Source organism: Cedecea sp. FDAARGOS_727 (genome assembly GCF_012273235.1).
GTDB lineage: Bacteria > Pseudomonadota > Gammaproteobacteria > Enterobacterales > Enterobacteriaceae > Cedecea > Cedecea davisae.
In genome coordinates this window covers 3,525,244-3,542,873 of the sequence record NZ_CP050966.1, presented here as the reverse complement: position 1 = coordinate 3,542,873, position 17,630 = coordinate 3,525,244, and the positions used below count along the sequence as shown (strand labels likewise).

The 17,630-nt window shown below is 53.0% G+C and carries 20 protein-coding genes; 8 read left to right on the top strand and 12 right to left on the bottom strand.

Annotated features, from left to right (window positions below):
• Nucleotides 1-8: 8 nt before the first annotated feature.
• The 3 genes from FOC35_RS16650 (at nucleotide 9) to FOC35_RS16640 (ending at nucleotide 1,609) form a co-directional block, all read left to right on the top strand.
• On the top strand, nucleotides 9-455 hold the full coding sequence (locus tag FOC35_RS16650) for a DUF3290 domain-containing protein (protein WP_172569551.1): 447 nt from the start codon (nucleotides 9-11) through the stop codon (nucleotides 453-455).
• A 9-nt stretch (nucleotides 456-464) separates the two neighbouring features.
• Nucleotides 465-1,100, top strand: a complete 636-nt coding sequence (locus FOC35_RS16645; RefSeq protein ID WP_172569550.1) for a DUF421 domain-containing protein — start codon at nucleotides 465-467, stop codon at nucleotides 1,098-1,100.
• Nucleotides 1,101-1,366: 266 nt separating this feature from the next.
• Entirely contained in the window at nucleotides 1,367-1,609 is a 243-nt protein-coding gene (locus tag FOC35_RS16640; protein WP_172569549.1) for a helix-turn-helix transcriptional regulator, read from the top strand.
• Nucleotides 1,610-1,646: 37 nt separating this feature from the next.
• Here FOC35_RS16640 and FOC35_RS16635 read toward each other — a convergent pair whose 3' ends face one another.
• From FOC35_RS16635 to FOC35_RS16625, 3 genes are all read right to left on the bottom strand, one after another.
• Nucleotides 1,647-2,771 carry a DNA alkylation repair protein gene (locus FOC35_RS16635; protein WP_172569548.1) on the bottom strand — a complete coding sequence of 375 codons (1,125 nt, stop codon included), beginning with the start codon at nucleotides 2,769-2,771 and terminating at the stop codon, nucleotides 1,647-1,649.
• A gap of 40 nt (nucleotides 2,772-2,811) precedes the next feature.
• Nucleotides 2,812-3,351, bottom strand: a complete 540-nt coding sequence (locus FOC35_RS16630) for a hypothetical protein (protein WP_172569547.1) — start codon at nucleotides 3,349-3,351, stop codon at nucleotides 2,812-2,814.
• A 486-nt stretch (nucleotides 3,352-3,837) separates the two neighbouring features.
• Nucleotides 3,838-4,506 (bottom strand): Crp/Fnr family transcriptional regulator, encoded by a 669-nt coding sequence (locus FOC35_RS16625; protein ID WP_172569546.1) that lies wholly within the window; start codon nucleotides 4,504-4,506, stop codon nucleotides 3,838-3,840.
• 318 nt (nucleotides 4,507-4,824) lie between these two features.
• On the opposite strand from FOC35_RS16625, the gene deoD reads away from it, so the two are divergent.
• Nucleotides 4,825-5,535 carry a purine-nucleoside phosphorylase gene (deoD, locus tag FOC35_RS16620; RefSeq protein WP_172569545.1) on the top strand — a complete coding sequence of 237 codons (711 nt, stop codon included), beginning with the start codon at nucleotides 4,825-4,827 and terminating at the stop codon, nucleotides 5,533-5,535.
• A 22-nt stretch (nucleotides 5,536-5,557) separates the two neighbouring features.
• Nucleotides 5,558-7,084, top strand: a complete 1,527-nt coding sequence (locus FOC35_RS16615) for a cytosine permease (RefSeq protein WP_172569544.1) — start codon at nucleotides 5,558-5,560, stop codon at nucleotides 7,082-7,084.
• A 24-nt stretch (nucleotides 7,085-7,108) separates the two neighbouring features.
• Here the strand turns inward: FOC35_RS16615 and FOC35_RS16610 are convergent, their stop codons facing one another.
• Nucleotides 7,109-8,008 (bottom strand): LysR family transcriptional regulator, encoded by a 900-nt coding sequence (locus FOC35_RS16610; protein ID WP_172569543.1) that lies wholly within the window; start codon nucleotides 8,006-8,008, stop codon nucleotides 7,109-7,111.
• A gap of 110 nt (nucleotides 8,009-8,118) precedes the next feature.
• Here FOC35_RS16610 and FOC35_RS16605 point away from each other — a divergent pair, with 110 nt between their 5' ends.
• Nucleotides 8,119-9,495: an MFS transporter gene (locus FOC35_RS16605; RefSeq protein WP_172569542.1), complete on the top strand. Its 1,377-nt coding sequence runs from the start codon at nucleotides 8,119-8,121 to the stop codon at nucleotides 9,493-9,495.
• Nucleotides 9,496-9,498: 3 nt separating this feature from the next.
• Complete coding sequence (locus FOC35_RS16600; RefSeq protein WP_172569541.1) at nucleotides 9,499-9,873, top strand: DUF4440 domain-containing protein; 375 nt, start codon at nucleotides 9,499-9,501, stop codon at nucleotides 9,871-9,873.
• Nucleotides 9,874-9,906: 33 nt separating this feature from the next.
• Here the strand turns inward: FOC35_RS16600 and FOC35_RS16595 are convergent, their stop codons facing one another.
• The 3 genes from FOC35_RS16595 to fusA all read right to left on the bottom strand — a co-directional run bounded on the left by FOC35_RS16595 (nucleotide 9,907) and on the right by fusA (nucleotide 12,889).
• A complete protein-coding gene (locus tag FOC35_RS16595; protein WP_172569540.1) occupies nucleotides 9,907-10,209 on the bottom strand; it encodes a helix-turn-helix domain-containing protein in 303 nt (100 codons plus the stop codon).
• Nucleotides 10,194-10,568: a type II toxin-antitoxin system RelE/ParE family toxin gene (locus tag FOC35_RS16590; protein WP_039898416.1), complete on the bottom strand. Its 375-nt coding sequence runs from the start codon at nucleotides 10,566-10,568 to the stop codon at nucleotides 10,194-10,196. The genes FOC35_RS16595 and FOC35_RS16590 overlap by 16 nt, the downstream gene beginning before the upstream one ends.
• Nucleotides 10,569-10,789: 221 nt before the next feature.
• On the bottom strand, nucleotides 10,790-12,889 hold the full coding sequence (fusA, locus tag FOC35_RS16585) for an elongation factor G (protein WP_172569539.1): 2,100 nt from the start codon (nucleotides 12,887-12,889) through the stop codon (nucleotides 10,790-10,792).
• 192 nt (nucleotides 12,890-13,081) lie between these two features.
• On the opposite strand from fusA, the gene FOC35_RS16580 reads away from it, so the two are divergent.
• Nucleotides 13,082-13,384 carry a helix-turn-helix transcriptional regulator gene (locus FOC35_RS16580; protein ID WP_172569538.1) on the top strand — a complete coding sequence of 101 codons (303 nt, stop codon included), beginning with the start codon at nucleotides 13,082-13,084 and terminating at the stop codon, nucleotides 13,382-13,384.
• Nucleotides 13,385-13,430: 46 nt separating this feature from the next.
• On the opposite strand, the gene FOC35_RS16575 is transcribed toward FOC35_RS16580, so the two are convergent.
• The 5 genes from FOC35_RS16575 to dacD form a co-directional block, all read right to left on the bottom strand.
• Complete coding sequence (locus tag FOC35_RS16575) at nucleotides 13,431-13,766, bottom strand: DUF496 family protein (RefSeq protein WP_016537189.1); 336 nt, start codon at nucleotides 13,764-13,766, stop codon at nucleotides 13,431-13,433.
• A 173-nt stretch (nucleotides 13,767-13,939) separates the two neighbouring features.
• Entirely contained in the window at nucleotides 13,940-14,998 is a 1,059-nt protein-coding gene (locus tag FOC35_RS16570) for an FUSC family protein (protein WP_016537190.1), read from the bottom strand.
• 151 nt (nucleotides 14,999-15,149) lie between these two features.
• Nucleotides 15,150-15,584: a VOC family protein gene (locus FOC35_RS16565; protein ID WP_172570386.1), complete on the bottom strand. Its 435-nt coding sequence runs from the start codon at nucleotides 15,582-15,584 to the stop codon at nucleotides 15,150-15,152.
• A gap of 14 nt (nucleotides 15,585-15,598) precedes the next feature.
• Complete coding sequence (sbmC, locus tag FOC35_RS16560) at nucleotides 15,599-16,063, bottom strand: DNA gyrase inhibitor SbmC (RefSeq protein WP_172569537.1); 465 nt, start codon at nucleotides 16,061-16,063, stop codon at nucleotides 15,599-15,601.
• 162 nt (nucleotides 16,064-16,225) lie between these two features.
• Entirely contained in the window at nucleotides 16,226-17,392 is a 1,167-nt protein-coding gene (gene dacD / locus FOC35_RS16555) for a serine-type D-Ala-D-Ala carboxypeptidase DacD (RefSeq protein WP_016537193.1), read from the bottom strand.
• Between the last annotated feature and the right edge of the window lie 238 nt (nucleotides 17,393-17,630).

The window sequence follows — 17,630 nt, the reverse complement described above, 5'->3', positions numbered from 1 at the left end:
ATAAATATATGAGATTTTACAGCATAGATTATCTACAAATGCAGTCTAACATCAATGACTATTTAAAATACATTGTTATATTTAGCACTTTATTTATCCTGATCGTTGTTTTTAGTCTGTATATGCGCCATCGTTTGCAAACTAAATATCGTGATTTAACAATCATAGCTTTCTTATTTTTGCTCTTTATTTCTGGCGTTCAGTATACTGATTATACCGACAGCCAAAATATACACTCCCAATCATCACAAATGGTTAACTTTGTTAGGTTGTTATCACAAGGAAAAGATGTGAATGAGAATGCGATATTTTCCAGTTCAGTACAACTTTCTGATGGCATTATCGTTAAAATTAATGACCTTTTTTATCGCGTCAACTTAAGCCCGGATCAAAAAACATACAATTTAGTAGAGGTTTCGTTAGTAAACCCAGAAATAGAAATCATAAAAAACTGAGGTGTGAAAATGATAATTTATTTACCTATCATTATAAAGTTGGGCCTGGGGATACTGTGTTTAATTGTTCAAATAAATCTTATGGGGAAAGGAAATCTGGCCCCCTCATCCGCAATGGATCAGGTTCAAAACTATGTGCTGGGCGGGATTATAGGAGGCGTAATTTACAACGAATCGATAACAGTACTACAGTTTGTCCTGGTCTTAATTATATGGACTTTTTTGGTATTTGTTCTTAAATTTTTGAAAGAAAACAATCGATTAGTTAAAAGAATAATTGATGGCAAACCTATTACTTTGGTACATAACGGCAGCGTTAATGTTAAGGAGTGTTTACGGAATGGTGTTTCTGCAAATGATTTAATGTTCAAATTAAGAGCAAATGGCATTTATGAAATAGAACAACTAAAACGCGTGGTTCTCGAACAAAATGGGCAGTTAACCATTATACAAAGTGGTGATGAAAACATACGCTATCCAATTATAGTGGACGGTTTAGCCAACCATGATCTGCTCGAAATCCTTAATAAGGACAGTGAATGGTTAGAAAATGAAGTTACAAAACAAGGCTTCAATAAAACCAGTGAAGTATATTTAGGTGAATACCTATCGGGTAGGATTAATTTATACGGATATGAAAAATAACATCCGAAATTAACGCCTTTATTATCAGGAGGCAGCCATTTCAGGTGTGCCTCTGCCTGAGAACACTAACATAAACGTCTGCTCCTGGCGCATAGCAGCCGCTCAAAACGCAGTCCCCCCTTAAAATTAGCAGGTATATATCTAATGCCCCCTCCAAATTCTATTCCCCGCGTAATTATCCCGTTTTGGGATAATTTCAAAGCCAGGAGATAGTCGAGTCTGGAGAAAGCAGGTAACGGCTTTCATTGACTCACCTGAGTATCAGGATGGATAAAATGGATAAGTTGAGAGAAGAAAATGACTGGCATCCGGCGGATATCCTTGCGGCATTGAAGAAGAAAGGAACGTCTATGGCGGCGGTATCTCGTAAAGCGGGGCTGGCGTCTTCTACGCTGGCAAATGCGTTAACGCGCCACTGGCCGAAAGGGGAAAGGTTGATTGCCGAAGAGATTGGCGTTGCACCTGAGCAAATCTGGCCGTCTCGCCAGCGTCAGGTTAAGGAGCAGTAAAATCATCGCCACCGGTATTGCCGGTGGCGAGAATCACCTACATCCCCAGCTCCCACTCCACTCCCCCAAGCACCTTGCCGTTAACCTGGATCTCGATAAACTGCGCGCCCGCGTAATACTGGCGGGTGGTGATTTTCTTTACCGCGTGTTTTTTCTCGATGGTTACCGTGCCGTTAGCCGGGAGTTCAAATGCGCGGAGCTTGAAGACTTTGGGCGCGGTTTTGTTGTTGGCTTTCATAAAGTGAATGATGTAGTCCACCACAATGTTTTGCGGGGCGGCGCTGGTCGAGCGAAGGCTGACTTTAAATTCCAGGCTTTCACCTAACAGGATCTGCTTTTGTTTCAGGACAAACGCATCAAGCGCTACGTCCGCACCGTGCTGCACGCCAATAAGCGCCAGCGCGTCCGGGTGGCCGTTTTTAATTAAGGTACGCAGCGCGTGGCGGGTTATCCAGGCCACCTTTTTCACATCGTCATTTCTGGCCTGCTGCTGCCAGCTTTGTAATAGCTCAATAACGTAGTCCGGGTGGTCTTTGGTGATGTCGTTCAGGTGGTTCGCCACGCTTTTTCTAACGAACAGCTCCGGGTCGAATTTCAGCGCCTCTAATATCTCTCTTGTCCCTGAAGGATCGGTAATAAACATGTGCAACTTTTCACCCCACGGCACGCGCGGGCGTGTGCCTTCAGATGCCCAGCGGCGGATGTCCACGTTGTCATCCTGGGCGCATTGCAGCAGAAAACGCATTGTTTCGGCGGGATTGGTTTTGATAAAGGGGCGCACCGCCCATTCAGAGGTAAAACAGGTGGTGACGACTTTCAGGGCATCCAGGGAACTCTCCCGGTGCTCAAGGCCGTAAACCTGAATAAATTCGGCAAAGGGCCAGACGGCAAACCCGCGCAAATTGTTCTCTTTAAGCACAGAGACAACCACGGCCAGCGCCTCCGGGTATTCCCGGGGCAGCTCCGCAGCCAGCGCGTCCCGAATAACCCGGACTCTGGCCTTCATTTCTAACTTATCCAGTTGAGCGTTCTTATCCAGAAAGGCACGCGTATTGAATGGCGGATAATGCCGCGCAACGGCGCTTGCCATCTCCTGCAAAAGAGCAGGATTAAATGCATGTTTAAACGCGTTTTCGTTCTGATTGTCTACAGACTCGCTCATTTCAATGCCCTGGTCACCGGTTAATATGCCGGAGTGTATCTTACATGTTCTCAGTTGCTCTGCGTTTTAATAACTGAACATGCCCCAGAGACATGCCGGACGCGGCTGATATAGCCTCTGTATCCTCGCTCAATGGAATAAGGCGGCACGCATACTCCTGTGCATTTTCATGACTCAACTTAGGCACGGTATTGCTGATATTTGCGGCCCGCCCCTCCAGCTCAGCTATTATCGTACGCCTTAGCCGATAAACCGTCCCCATCGTCACTCCGGATAGAAACGCAATAGACTCCAGGTCTTTGCTTACCATAAGCAGACGGCGGGCGTATTCGCTATCGCCTTCATGGTTGCTGCGGGGAAAAGTCTGCCAAAGATTTTCCATTTGAGCATAGTTTATTTTCTCAACCAAATACCTTAATTCAGCTACATACTTCCGTGAGCGCCTGCAAACAATCGCAATAGCCGGGACGTCATTGCTCAGCAATACAAGACGGCGGAGGTAGCGAGTATTATTTTCACTCTCCAGCCGAGGGTAACTACTGCGCAGTATATCTGCCCGGACTTTGTCGTTCTGCAACATCGCTCGGCTATTTTCTATAGCCAGATCCCTACAGCAGAGAAGATACAAATCTCTGGAGAGAGATGGAGTCGGATCAACTAAGCAGGTGTTTAGCGTACCGGGCGGTTGAGAAAATACGTGCGGACTAGACAAAAGCACGTCCCTTAACTTCTGTCAGACTTTATTACTAATACCGCCTGTCCGCGCCAGAGCACCAGTTGGGGCAGGTATACGATTCGGCAAGCGCCATATGGCCTGGTCGGTATTTCTTACGCCGCTTAAAGTCTGCAATGAGGGTAAGGCGGGGTGTGCCTCGGCGACGGGTAAAGGCGCCCAGTGAGAACAACCGGGCGTGGCCATATTGTTGATTCTGTTATCCATGGTGGTTTAACTCCTTTTCGCTGGAAAAGGAATTGAATACAGAATGGCTGACTACCTTACTATAATAAACCGGTCATATATCGAACAATAATTCGATATATTCAGCGATTAATTATGTTAATACCGCTAAGCAATCCGCCCTGGATTAGCGAGCACCATGCGGAATTTATCCACGTCGCAAATCACGTATTCATGCGCCACTTTCTGGATGTATTTCTCTTCTATCAGTTGGTTTATCACCCGGCGGTAAGTTCTTTCCGAGCAGCCAAAACGCTCTGCTTCCCGGGATACCTGGGAAAAGTCCACCAGCGGTTTTTGCTGCTGATAGCGTTCATAAAGGTCGGCAAGGATGTTCAGGACCAGCGGCTGGAGGAAGCGTTCCATCGTTTTTGCCATACCGCGCTGATAGCTGGTGGAGAGTAGCTGGCTTAGCCAGACGCCTACTTCGGCATGGCCGGTGAGCAGTGTGTCCATCATCGCCAGCGGGATGACTTTTACCGTCATGGTGTCGTGGGCAACCACCGAGAACTGGCTTGGGGTGTGGGTCAGGTATTCAATTTCGCCGATGATGGTATCGCTGACGAAGCGCTGCCCCAGGCTGAAGGTTTTACCGTTCTCCGCGCTGTAGTGCATGGTGTATTCGCCGAGCGTTATCCAGTACAGCGCTTTGATCTCTTCGCCCTGGCGCAGAATAAACTCACCGGGGCCGATCTCTTTATTCTTTAGCGGCGCGGCGAGCACGGCATCACGCAGGAGCTGATGCCCGCGCTGAGCGAATTGCTGAATAATATTCATAGTGTTGTCGCTCTCCGCTGCGCCGTATGTGGGCACTCAGCCAGGGTAAATAGTCGATTTTTCTTGCCTGGTTCTCCAGCCATCCGAGCGAAAAAGGCGCACGAGATTAACTATCACTCTGCGGTATTGTCAATACTCCGCATTTTTCTTCACTCCGCCCAGCCAGCACTGCCGCTATTCACCCGGATTTATCGCTCACCCGTTTAGCGTGGAAAAATCAAAACTGTGATCGCCGTCAGCCTGGCCGGACATTTGCCTTTTTCTGCAAGCAAACGGCTTTCTATCGTAGTGGCCTGAACCAGACCAGGAGATCGCCAGATGACACCACATATTAATGCCAACCCGGGCGACTTCGCCGAAACCGTGATCATGCCGGGCGATCCGCTGCGCGCGCAGTACATCGCGCAAACCTACTTAACTGACGCCATACGCGTGTGTGATACCCGCAATATGTTCGGCTTTACCGGCAACTACAAAGGCAAGCGTATTTCCGTGATGGCGCACGGCATGGGCATTCCGTCGGTCTCTATTTACGCTCACGAACTGATCAATGAGTTTAGCGTTAAACGCCTTATCCGCATCGGCACCTGCGGAGCCATCGACGAAAGCGTGGATATGCGCAACGTGATTGTCGCCACCGGGGCAGGCACCTCCTCTTCCGTTAACCGCGACCGCTTCGGCGGCTACGACTACGCGGCAGTGCCGGACTTTGACCTGCTCCGCCGCTGCTGGACAGTAGCCGAAAAACACAATATCCCGACCCAGTTCGGCAACACCTTTACCAACGACCTGCTGTACGACAAACCCGAAGGCATGCTTCCCGCCCTCAAAAAAATGAACATTCTTGCGGTGGAGATGGAGACCTCGGCGCTTTTTACTATCGCCGCGCAGTACCGCGCCCAGGCCCTGAGCCTGCTGACAGCCTGTGTAAACAGCGTTAGCGGCCAGGAGCCAACGGCAGAAGAACTACAAAGCACGTTAGACAACATGATTGAGCTCGCTTTAGAAACCGCAATTTTCTGCGATTGATTTCTCCCATAAGGGTTCTCCGATGACAAACTCTACACAACAGCCTGCCTCTGGCGGTATGAAAGTTGAATCAAACGGCGTTAATGCCGTGCCCGAAGCGGAACGTTACGGCAAACCTTCGGGCCTGTTCCCGATTTGGTTTTCCTGGAACGTTTCTATTCTGGGCATGACTTACGGCATTTACGTTTACTCCCTCGGCCTTAGCGTCTGGCAGTCTATTAGCGCCGGGATCGTCGGCTACCTGCTCTCCTGCATGCTGGTTGGCGTGCTGGCGGTCGGCGGCCCAAGAACCGGCCTGCCAACGCTGACCCAGACCCGCTTTAGCTTTGGCTACCACGGCAATAAATTCCCGACTCTGTTCGCCTACATCTCGAATATGGGCTGGAAGATAACCATTATTACCCTCGCCTCTTCCACCGGCGCGGCGCTGTTTGCCAAACTCTGGCCTGCAGCCTTTGCGCTGGCGGACGGTAAGCCGACGCTGGTATGTGTTCTGGGCTGGTTTATCGTCAGCCTGGCGCTCACCATGTCGGTCGCGATTTATGGCCACCAGCTGATCATGAAGGTGGAAAAATACATCGCCTGGCTGACCGGGTTTATGAGCATCATTTTTATCTTCCTGATGCTGCCGCATATTCACTGGGACAAGCTGGGCCAGAGCGCGGTACACGGCAACCTGCTGACCTGGATTGGCGGCATGGTTATGGCGATGACGATGGTTGGCCTGGGCTTCCTTAACTACGGCGGCGACTTCGCCCGCTATCTGCCAAAGAAAACTCAGGCCTCGAAGGTGATTTTCTGGACCACAACGGGGATTTCACTCCCGGTTAGCGTGCTGCTGGTGCTGGGTGCATTCCTGGTCGACAGCAACCCGGAGCTGGGCGCGGCGGCGGCGCAGTCGCCTATTGCCTCGCTGACTAACCTGCTGCCGTTCTGGTTCTACGTGCCGTTTTCCATCGTGATTATCGTTTCCCTGCTGGCCGCCGCCATTACCGGGGTTTACAGTTCCGGGCTGGCTTTGCTGGCGCTCGGCATTCCCGCCAGCCGCGCCACAACCACCACGCTTAACGCGGCAATCATCGGCTTCGGCGCATTTTACCTGATGTTTATTTCCGACTCGTTCCTGGCAACGTTCCAGTCGTTCCTGGCCTCTATTTCGGTGGTTATCGGCTCCGCAGGCGCTATTCAGCTTATCGACTTCATACGCCAGAAACGCCTGGGCTGGGATGTGACAATGGCTAATAAAGCCGGTTTCGGCGGCAGAGATGGCCGCTGGACGGCGCTGCTGGCGCTGGGCATTGCCACCATTGTTGGCCTGGGCTCGATTACCTCCGGCGACCCGTACATCGCGCATATCGTAGGGTTCCTGTTGACGGACGAAACCCGCCACAGCGTCTTTGCCACGGCTAACCTCGGCGTAATTGTCTCGATGCTGACGGGCGGCGTGATTTACTCTCTGCTGACCTTCGGCCTGAAGATTGAACTGCCGGGGATCTCATCTGCGCAGGCAGCATCTGCTCGCCCCGCTAAAGCACAAAAAGCGATTTAACCTCTAAAAACAAGCCCGCCGCGCCTAAGCGGGCTTGTTGCTTTCCCACTCCTGCAAGAAATCAATCAGCACCCGCACCTTAGCCGGAACGTGCCGCGTATTTGGGTAAACCGCGTAAATACCCTGAGAAGGGAAGCGGTACTCCGGCAAAATATGCCGTAATTCACCGCGCTCGATAGCCTCTCTCACCAGCCACTCGGGCAGCAGCCCCACGCCGCATCCCTGAACCACAAAGGCCATTAACGCCGCAGCGGTATCGGTCATAAAGCGGGACGGCCCGGTAATTGTCAGATCACGCGTTTCCCTGTCGCTGCCAATGACCTGCCATTCGCGCGGGGTTGGTAGCCGACGATGGATAACCCATTCTGCTTCAGCAAGTGCTTCAAGGCTGCTAATTGGATTGCGGGCAAGCCATTCAGGAGCGGCAACCGGCACGATTTCAAAGCGCTCGATCAGCGCCGCACGGTAGGATGAGTCCGCCAGCTTACCGAGGCGGATAGCCAGGTCGAACTGTTCGGAGATCAGGTTTATCGGCGCGGAGGATGAATCATGCCGAATAGTTAATTTGGGGTGCAGCTTGCCGAAGGCGCTTAACGCCGGGATGACCTTTGCCTGGCCGTATTCCGGCGTGGTCGAAATACGCAGCTCCCCGGAATAGCCGCCGTGGTGGGTCTGTACCTCTTCGACCAGTGCGTCGCTTTCTTTCAGCAGCAATAAAGCCCGCTGGTAGAAGACTTCTCCGGCCTGGGTTAAGGCCACGCGCCGCGTGGAGCGCACCAGCAGAGAGACACCCAGCTCAGTTTCCAGCTGGCGCACATTAAAGCTGATAACCGCCTTGGTCTGGCGCATAGACTGCGCCGCCGCCGTAAAGCCCCCGGCTTCAACCACCGCAACAAACATCGCTACCCGCTGTAGGTTAAGCATGTTAATCCATCACATTATCAAAATATTTTTGACAGTGTATCAGCAGATGCGGGATTTATCCGCCGGGCGGAACCTGCTGAAATCGCGTTTTACTTTGTACGAGAGCCATCATGCCCTACCGCCATAAGGTCGCCGCCGTCTATCTGCTCGGCTTCTTTCTCGACTTAATTAATATGTTTATTTCCAACGTCGCCTATCCACAAATTGGGCGCGAGCTGCACGCTACGGTCGCCGAGCTGGCGTGGATTGGCCACGGCTATCTTTGCGGGTTGACGCTGGTTATCCCGATTAGCGCCTGGCTGACTCAGCGCCTGGGCGCTAAGCGGCTGTTTATGCTCTCGCTCGGGCTATTTTCTCTCGGCACGCTGGCTTCGGGCATGTCTCCGGGGCTGGAAGCGCTTGTTGCCTCGCGTATTTTGCAGGGCATCGGCGGCGGGTTGCTGATCCCCGTCGGCCAGGCGCTGACCTGGCAGCTTTTTGCCGTGCATGAGCGGGCGAAACTTTCCTCGGTCATTATGATTGTGGCCCTGCTGGCTCCGGCGCTTTCACCCACCGTTGGCGGGCTGCTGGTTGAGTCGCTGGGCTGGCGGTGGATTTTCCTGGCGAGCCTGCCGCTGGCGCTGCTGACTTTATTGCTGGCGAGCCTGTGGCTAAAGCCCTCCCCGGTGCAGAAATCCAACACGCCGCTGGACGCAAAAGGGCTGGCACTTGGCTCAGTCGGGCTTTTTGCCATCCTGCTCGGCCTGACTCAGGCAAGCAGTCCTGGCGCTCATTTATCGGCGCTGCTGCTGTTGGCCGCCGGAGCGCTAATGCTGTGGCTATTTGTTCGCCATAACAGTAAACATCCTCATCCGCTGTTCAGCCTCCCGCTGCTGGCAGACCCGCTATTACGCTATGCGATGCTGGTTTACCAGTGCATACCGGGGCTGTTTATGGGCACCAGCCTGGTGAGCATTATTTATCTGCAAACACAGCTGGGGATGACTGCCACGCAAACCGGAGCGCTGATGGTTCCCTGGGCGCTGGCTTCCTTCGTCGCCATCTCTTTTACCGGCAGGATGTTTAACCGCCTTGGCCCGCGTCCGCTGATTACGCTGGGCGGCTTACTCCAGGCGGCTGGCATTCTGCTGCTGACTCAGGTCACATCCGGGGAGCAAATCGCGCTGCTGATTGCTGCTTATATTCTGATGGGCCTCGGCGGCAGCCTTTCCAGCAGCACGGCGCAAAGCACCGCATTTATCTCAACACCTGCGCGGGCTATGCCGGAGGCCAGCGCGCTGTGGAACATCAACCGCCAGCTGAGTTTTTGCTTCGGCGTGGCGCTGCTGAGCCTGCTATTAACGGTGCTGCAAAGCCAGCTTCCGGCACAGCAGGCTTATCTGCTCACGTTTAGCTTTGCCGCCGCCGGGACGCTTATCCCGCTGGCTTATCATTTACGGCTTAATAACCAGCAAATTAAGAATCTACTTATCAAAAAGGAGCCCTGAGCAATGAATATCTGGTTTAAAGAAGTTATCGACGCCCACGTCGCGATAGAACAGTGGCTTGGCGCCAAAGAAGGCGACGTTGAGGCCCTGCTGGCACGCTTTAGTGCAGATTACTCAATGGTGGCGTTAAGCGGTGCAAAGCTGGATTATCCTGGCCTGTGCGGCTTTTTTAAGGCTCAGGGCGGCAGCCGTTCCGGCCTGCAAATTCAGGTGGATGAGCTTACCTTGCTGGATGAATGGCCGCAGGGTGCGGCGGTGCTTTACCGTGAAACGCAGACCCTGAACGGGTCAAGCACGGTGCGCTGGTCTACGGTTATTTTCCGCCGCGAGGGCGATAAAGTGTTATGGCGCCATCTGCACGAAACCGGGCAAGTTTAATCCAGGCCGGGCGGTGAAAACCGCCCCGTTATCTTACAGCGCAATGTTGAAGTGGCTGCCGTCCGGCAGCTCAATATCAAGCTTAACTTTACCGCCCGCCGCCTCGACATAGCGTTTGAGCGAGGAAAGCTTAATATCGCGCCCCTTTTTCTCCATTTCGGCCACGGTTGGCTGCTTAACGCCAAGCTGTTTTGCCATTTCGTTTTGCGTTTTTCTCACCCGCTCGCGCAGCTCGGCGAGGTGGATATTAAGCAGCATTTCATCGGCCATCGCCTGCGCCGCAGCCACGATTTCCGGTTTTTCTGTGGCAAGCAGCTCTTCTAGTGTTCGACCCATTCTATTTGTTCCTTTTCCGTTAGCTGTTTCAAATGTGCTGCAAATTCCTTATCGGCCAGGGGGATCATGACATCATAAAAACGCTTTTCATTTCCGACCTTATTCCCGGCACACAGCAGGATGGCACAACGTCTTATATCAAAAGCAAAAAATAACCTTAATGGCTCCCCTCTGCACTGAACGCGCAACTCTTTCATATTTGCGTATTGCGAGCCTTTCACCGTGTCCGCATAAGGCCTGTTTAATAAAGGCCCCCTGTTCTTCAGCAACACCATTGATGCTATGACACAGGATTTGGTTGCATCATCCGATGCCGTAAACCAGGCATCAAACGTATCCGTCATTTTAATCGACCACACATCACCCTCAGCAATATAGGTTAATTCCTATATAGGCACAAGCCTATGCGGCTATTATGTGAGCAGCAGCCAGGTTAATCATCTGACATTCAGTGAATGGCCGAGTGGGATTCAGAAATAAAGATTAAAGTTCAGCGGGTTGCAGCGTTCCAGGGAAGAGGCTCGCAAATTTGCAGGGGTGAAGGGTGGATGAGAGAACCTCATCCACCCCGGGTTACTGATTATGATTTCCGGCTGGCAATAATAGCGTCTGCCACGTTACGCGGTGCTTCCGAGTAGTGATGGAATTCCATGCTGTAAGTCGCCCTGCCCTGAGACATGGAGCGCAGCGTGGTGGAGTAGCCAAACATTTCTGCCAGGGGAACATCGGCGCGAATGATCTGGCTGCCAAACCGCTCTTCCATGCCTTGCACCATGCCGCGGCGGGAAGAGAGATCGCCCATAATGTTACCGGCATACTCTTCCGGCGTTTCCACCTCGACGTGCATCACCGGCTCCAGAATAACCGGGTCCGCCTTCCGCGCCGCGTCCTTGAAGCCAAATATAGCCGCCATCCTGAACGCCATTTCCGAAGAGTCGACGTCATGATAGGAACCAAAGGTCAGCGTCGCTTTGATGTCCACCACCGGGTAACCGGCCAGCACGCCGGTGTTCATGGCTTCACGCAGGCCTTTTTCCACGGAGGGAATAAACTCGCGCGGCACCACGCCGCCTTTGGTGGCATCTTCAAACACAAAGCCTTTGCCCGGCTCAAGCGGTTCGAGCGTCAATACAACGTGACCATACTGGCCTTTACCGCCGGACTGGCGAACAAATTTGCCTTCAACGTCCTTCGCGATTTTGCGGATGGTTTCACGGTAGGTCACCTGAGGACGACCTATGTTAGCCTCCACGCCAAATTCGCGCTTCATGCGGTCAACGATGATTTCCAGATGCAGTTCGCCCATCCCGGAGATAATCGTCTGGCCTGACTCTTCGTCGGTATGTAGCCTGAAAGACGGATCTTCAGCCGCCAGCCGCTGTAGCGCGATGCCCATTCTCTCCTGGTCGGCTTTGGTCTTCGGTTCAATAGCCAGCGAAATAACCGGCTCCGGGAATTCCATGCGTTCCAGAGTAATAATGGCATCCGGGTCGCTCAGCGTGTCGCCCGTTGTCACATCTTTCAGCCCCACGCAGGCGGCGATATCACCGGCACGCAGCTCGTCAACTTCATGCCTGTCGTTAGCATGCATCTGTACGATGCGGCCAATGCGCTCCTTCTTCCCTTTCACCGGGTTATAAACCGAGTCGCCTTTTTTCAGCACCCCGGAATACACGCGGATAAAGGTCAGTTGGCCGACATACGGGTCGGTCATCAGTTTGAACGCCAGCGCCGAGAACGGTTCGTCGTCGTTAGCGTGGCGTTCAATCACGCCGCCTTTTTCATCAACACCCTGAATAGAAGGAATGTCGAGCGGAGACGGCATAAGTTCAACCACCGCATCCAGCATGCGCTGCACGCCTTTGTTTTTAAAAGCACTGCCGCACAGCATCGGCTGGATTTCACCGGCAATCGTGCGGGCGCGCAGCCCGGAAATAATATCTGCTTCGTCCAGATCGCCAGTTTCCAGATATTTGTCCATCAGCTCGTCGTTGGCCTCGGCCGCAGCTGAAACCATTTTTTCGCGCCACAACTGCGCCGTTTCCAGCAGCTCGTCCGGCACCGGAGCATAATCAAAGGTCATGCCCTGGGTTGCATCCTCCCATAAAATGGACCGCATTTTGATGAGATCGACTACGCCGGTGAAGTGATCCTCTGCGCCAATCGGGATAACGATCGGTACCGGATTAGCCTTTAGTCGGTCAACCATCATTTGTACCACGCGGAAGAAGTCGGCTCCCGGCCGGTCCATTTTGTTGACGAAAGCCAGGCGCGGCACGACATATTTATTGGCCTGCCGCCAGACGGTTTCCGACTGTGGCTGTACGCCGCCAACGGAGTCATAAACCATCACGGCACCGTCCAGCACGCGCATAGAGCGTTCTACCTCGATGGTGAAGTCTACGTGTCCCGGAGTGTCTATGATGTTGATACGGTGCGGTTCAAAACCGCGATCCATACCCGGCCAGAAGCAACTCACCGCGGCGGAAGTAATGGTTATGCCGCGCTCTTGCTCCTGAGCCATCCAGTCTGTCGTTGCTGCGCCATCGTGAACTTCACCCAGTTTATGGCTCATGCCGGTGTAAAACAGAATACGTTCCGTAGTCGTCGTTTTACCGGCATCGATATGGGCTGAAATACCAATGTTGCGATAGCGTTCGAGAGGGATGGGTCGGGGCATGATGCGTCCTTAGTCTTATCGACTGTTTAGTTGCGGCCGGAATGGCCGGTTCGTTTGTTCGCCATCATCATAGTACAACTGTACGAGTATATTCGAACTATCATAGTTATAGTTTATCCCGATGCTCGCTTAGCCTTCGGGTTTTGCTATAGTAGCCGGCCGCCGAGCCGCCACCGCCGACACAGGAACAGTATGATCGCCAACCATCCGGAACGTGAACAAATCCGCCTTGAAAATGTGCTTTTTGCCCTCGGGAATCCCCTCAGGCTGGAGATTGTAAAATCGCTGGCAGACGGCGTGGAGCTGTCATGCGGGGCATTGCGTAAAGACGTGGCTAAATCGACGATGACCCACCACTGGCGCGTACTGCGCGATAGCGGCGTTATCTGGCAGCGCCCCCAGGGGCGAGAGAATTTGATTTCGTTAAGGCGTGAAGATTTGGACGCGCGTTTTCCCGGCCTGCTGGAAACGTTGCTGCGGGTGATGGTGGACTAGACGTAAAAAAGCCGCCCTTCAGGCGGCTTCTTCAAATCAGCAACGGTTACTCAGACTTGGTGTCGGTAACTTTCTGCTCGCCCATCACTTTGAGCTTTTTAGAGATTTCACGACGCTCTTTAGACAGCTCTGCGTTTTTGATGATGTAGTCATCCACGCGGTCTTCGTAGTCGGTTTTCATGCTGGCGATGATGCCCTGCACCGCTTCGATGCTCATGCCAGGTTTGATGTAATCGCTCAGGTTGTCGAGCAGCAGAACACGTTTCTGGTTGTCACGGACTTTTTTCTCTACGTCCTGGATTTCACGCTGCAGTTTGTTTTTACGACGGAACAGACGAACAAACTCCAGAACGTCCTGGAAGGTAGGTTTGATATTTTCCATTTTTACACCCCTGCTAAATTGGTACTCGGATTCGTTAAGACAACCGCCATAACCTTAGTAGTAGCGGTTGACGATTACAATTTTTTGTCAGTCTCACTAACGGGCTTGCCCTATCTTAACCTCAAATTCTGCTGAATCGAAACAAGCATTATGATTTCTGTGCTTTACGCGCGCTATTTGCGCAGCGCCCGGCAAATCAGACTCGACAGCAGCTCAAGCTGGCGAGCCAGTTCCAGGCTAAGCCAGACGTAACCGTGGATCGGCGTTTCCTGTAGCTGGCCGTTCTGCCCGTCTTCCATCAGCTGGCGCAGTTCGGAGACAATCTCATTAAGCTTTTCGCTATTGGCCGAGATAGGCGAAGGGTTCCCCTCATGCAGCGCCTTCGCAATTGCCCCTAGGGTGCGCTGGGTCATTTGCTGAGTATCGCGCAGCGTATGGGCATTAATCATCAGAAAATGGCTGGCGCGGGTTGCCCAGTAAGCGTTGATTTGCAGCTCAAGCGTGCAAACCAAATTGCGGTTGATGGTCTGAATAGCCTCAAAAACCGACTTCTGGATGCGCGTTTCTTTGCTGCTCGGACCAATCAAAGCCCGCATTTTTACCACGTCGTTGAGCACTTTTTGCAGCGGCTTCTCGAGCCTTGGCCGCTCAACCAGGTTGGGCGAGAACCCGGCGGTGTAGATTTTACCGAGCGCCTGCACGAAGCTCGCCATCTGGATACGCCAGTGGATGAAGGCACGCTGCGGGTAAACGCTGGTGAACAGCATCGCCAGCAATGAGCCAAAAATGACGTCGCCGCTGCGCCAGAGCGCCACTTCCATATCCCCGGCTGGCGCACCGACCACAACCGACAGCGTGATGCCTATCAGCAGCGCCTGATACGGGCGTTTGCCCAATGCCAGATAGCCGCACAGGAACATCGCCAGCCCGCACCAGATAATCATCAGCGGCAGGGAATAAAGTTCCAGCTTCAGGGCTATCAGCCCCACGGCAGCGCCGAAAATGGTTCCGCCAATGCGCTGGAAAGCGCGCGGCACCACGTTGCCCCAGAACGAGATAGGCCCCATCACCACCACCAGCGTGATAAGCGGCCAGGTCCCTTCGGGGATTTGCAGCATGCGAACCAGAACGAAAGTCAGAACAAAGGCAAGCGCGATACGCACACCGTGCACGATGCGATAGTTACGGTAGATGCGGATCTCAAACGGGGTCAGTGATTTGTCGGGACGCACACCCGGCTCTCCGGAAACAAAAACGCGATTGTACTCGTTTTTCCAAAAACGAGATCATAAAGCCGCCGCCCGCAGGCCTTTTACGAGCGATATTTCACATTTCCTTGCTGAATATCAGAAATCAGGCGGCATAATGCCGCCTTATAGAACTTTAGCGCAGCCAGGGCGTTACCGTGACGCCCACCAGCAACCCTTCCGGACTGAGCAGGCGAGATACCGTTTGCCCCCACGGCTCAAGGCGGTTTTCAATCAACAGCTGATACCCCGCCTGCTTAAGCACCGCCGTTGCCTGCCCGACATCTTCAACTTCAAATTCCACCCAGCTTTGCGGCGTAACCTGGTCAGCAGGCCACAACGCGAGGCCAAAGCATGATTGAGCGGCCTGGGCGAGCGGCCAGAGGGCAAAGTGCTTCACCCCACCCAGCTCGCCGTGTTCCGTAGCCAGATAATCTTCATTGCCGTCCATCGCCTTTAGCGGCAACCCAAGCGCCTGCTGATAAAAAGCAGAGCTTGCCGCCACGTCTTGCGTTATCGGGCCATATCCGGCGACAAATAAAACCTTCAGCCCGGCAATCGCATCCACCATGGTCATTACCTCACTTAGACTTTAGCTACCGGGATATACATCTCTATTTCCCATACGCCGGAAGCAGAGCCGTCGCTAAGATAGATTTCGTAGCATGGCTTGCCGGTTAACCGATAACCGCCGTCGGCTTCGATCTGGTCGAAGAAGCGTTCCCAGGCCTGCTGGAATGCGTCGTTTTCAACGACGGCACGGCCGATGGCATAAGTATCCGCGGCAATTGAGGTGATAATTACGCCTTCACTGTTTTGCGGGAGGACGAAGTCATCCGCCACGCCCATTACCGTGTCTACGCGGAGTTTTTCTGCCGGGACAACGTCCGGGTCGTCATAATAAACGGCCAGCCAGTCGCCGTTCAGGCTGTGGGACTTCGCCCACAGAGCCAGTTGACCGAAGCCCTGCGGAACCGTTGTTTCCCACGGCCCAACCAGATGAAACCCGGCTACTTTGCGCGCCGGAACTTGCTGAACTTTGAACGTCATACTGCCTCCACGCTGATGAATAAATGCACTGTACATTTATACACTATATTTTTTGGGGCGAGCAAACAAGCTGCCAGTTTTGGGAGCAGCTTCGCAATCAGCTTAGGCCAAAAAACGGGCCGCGTGATTAGCGCAGCCCGTTAGCAGGAAGTCCGGTTCCGGTTAAAACTTGCGGCTGATGAAATCGCCCAGGCGAGAGAAAACGCCGCCTTTATCTATAGGGGTCAGGTTAACCAGCGGCCAGTGAGAAATAAGCTTGTCGCCATCATAGAGTTCAATTTCACCTACCGGCGCATTGGCGGCGAGCGGGGCTTCCATGTCCTGTTTATTCAGCACATATTTCGCCTTAATGTTCGGCAGCTCTGATTTTGGCAACGCCAGGAAAACATCCTGATCCGGGCCTACGCTGAAGTTTGCTTTATCGCCATACCAGATGTGCTCGCTGCCGATAGCTTTGCCTTTTTGCAGCACCTGCACGGTGTCGAAGTTATCCTGCCCCCAGTGCAGCAACTTACGCGCCTGCTCCTCACGCCCTTTTGAGCTTTCGCCGCCCATGATCACTGCTATCAGGCGGCGCTGGCCCAACACGCTGGAGGCGATGATGTTAAATCCGGCGCTTTCGGTATGGCCGGTTTTCAGCCCGTCGACGTTAAGGGATTTGTCCCACAGCAGGCCGTTGCGGTTTTGCTGGGTAATGCCGTTCCAGGTGAGGCTGCGCTCGCTGTACATATGGTAGAACTGAGGCTCACCGTGGATGATGGCGCGGGAGAGCACCGCCAGGTCGTAAGCCGAACTGTGCTGGCCGGGCGCATCAAGGCCGTGAACGGTTTCAAAATGGGTGTCATGCAGGCCAAGCTGCTCAACATAGTGGTTCATCATGGCAACAAACTGCTTCTGACCGCCGGCCACATAATCCGCCAGCGCCACGCAGGCGTCGTTGCCGGAGTCGATAATCAGCCCGCGGCTGAGGTCACGCACGGTCACTCTGTCGCCGGGTTTGATAAACATCAGCGATGAACCGTCAAATACCGGATTACCTTTCGCCCAGGCGTCTTTGCCCACGGTGACGATATCGTCCGGCGTGATGCGTTTGCTGTCGATAGCGCGGTCTACCACATAGCCGGTCATCAGCTTAGTGAGGCTCGCCGGGTTGCGCTGTACGTGTTCATTTCCCGCGGTTAAAACCTGCCCGGTGGTGTAATCCATCAATACCCATGCCCCGGCCTGAACCTGCGGCGGCTGTGGCTGATGGGCAAAAATATCATCAGCAAATGCGGTATTGACGGAAAGGGAGACAAAGCTCAGAGCGGCAAGCAGGCGGGTTTTCAACGGAATATCCTCAAAGACTTAATTTACAGCGGCTCGTTTTACGGGAGTTCTTGTTACTTTGCCTCTTTAAATTGCAAGAAAATATGACATTTCATATTTGGTAATAATAATGACTGATAATTGTACGGAATATATTCCTTCATTTATCGTACTGCGTTTATTCCTGGATTCTCGATTTGCGCAAGTTTGGGATTGTCGTCCCGGCGATTCATTTTTACTCTGGGCAAAGAAAATACAC

Bases quoted from the DNA above. Each gene is read 5' to 3' on its own strand.
- FOC35_RS16650 (WP_172569551.1), top strand. From the start codon at position 9: ATGAGATTTTACAGCATAGATTATCTACAAATGCAGTCTAACATCAAT.
- FOC35_RS16645 (WP_172569550.1), top strand. From the start codon at position 465: ATGATAATTTATTTACCTATCATTATAAAGTTGGGCCTGGGGATACTG.
- FOC35_RS16640 (WP_172569549.1), top strand. From the start codon at position 1,367: ATGGATAAAATGGATAAGTTGAGAGAAGAAAATGACTGGCATCCGGCG.
- FOC35_RS16635 (WP_172569548.1), bottom strand. From the start codon at position 2,771: ATGAGCGAGTCTGTAGACAATCAGAACGAAAACGCGTTTAAACATGCA.
- FOC35_RS16630 (WP_172569547.1), bottom strand. From the start codon at position 3,351: ATGTTGCAGAACGACAAAGTCCGGGCAGATATACTGCGCAGTAGTTAC.
- FOC35_RS16625 (WP_172569546.1), bottom strand. From the start codon at position 4,506: ATGAATATTATTCAGCAATTCGCTCAGCGCGGGCATCAGCTCCTGCGT.
- deoD (WP_172569545.1), top strand. From the start codon at position 4,825: ATGACACCACATATTAATGCCAACCCGGGCGACTTCGCCGAAACCGTG.
- FOC35_RS16615 (WP_172569544.1), top strand. From the start codon at position 5,558: ATGACAAACTCTACACAACAGCCTGCCTCTGGCGGTATGAAAGTTGAA.
- FOC35_RS16610 (WP_172569543.1), bottom strand. From the start codon at position 8,008: ATGCTTAACCTACAGCGGGTAGCGATGTTTGTTGCGGTGGTTGAAGCC.
- FOC35_RS16605 (WP_172569542.1), top strand. From the start codon at position 8,119: ATGCCCTACCGCCATAAGGTCGCCGCCGTCTATCTGCTCGGCTTCTTT.
- FOC35_RS16600 (WP_172569541.1), top strand. From the start codon at position 9,499: ATGAATATCTGGTTTAAAGAAGTTATCGACGCCCACGTCGCGATAGAA.
- FOC35_RS16595 (WP_172569540.1), bottom strand. From the start codon at position 10,209: ATGGGTCGAACACTAGAAGAGCTGCTTGCCACAGAAAAACCGGAAATC.
- fusA (WP_172569539.1), bottom strand. From the start codon at position 12,889: ATGCCCCGACCCATCCCTCTCGAACGCTATCGCAACATTGGTATTTCA.
- FOC35_RS16580 (WP_172569538.1), top strand. From the start codon at position 13,082: ATGATCGCCAACCATCCGGAACGTGAACAAATCCGCCTTGAAAATGTG.
- FOC35_RS16575 (WP_016537189.1), bottom strand. From the start codon at position 13,766: ATGGAAAATATCAAACCTACCTTCCAGGACGTTCTGGAGTTTGTTCGT.
- FOC35_RS16565 (WP_172570386.1), bottom strand. From the start codon at position 15,584: ATGGTGGATGCGATTGCCGGGCTGAAGGTTTTATTTGTCGCCGGATAT.
- sbmC (WP_172569537.1), bottom strand. From the start codon at position 16,063: ATGACGTTCAAAGTTCAGCAAGTTCCGGCGCGCAAAGTAGCCGGGTTT.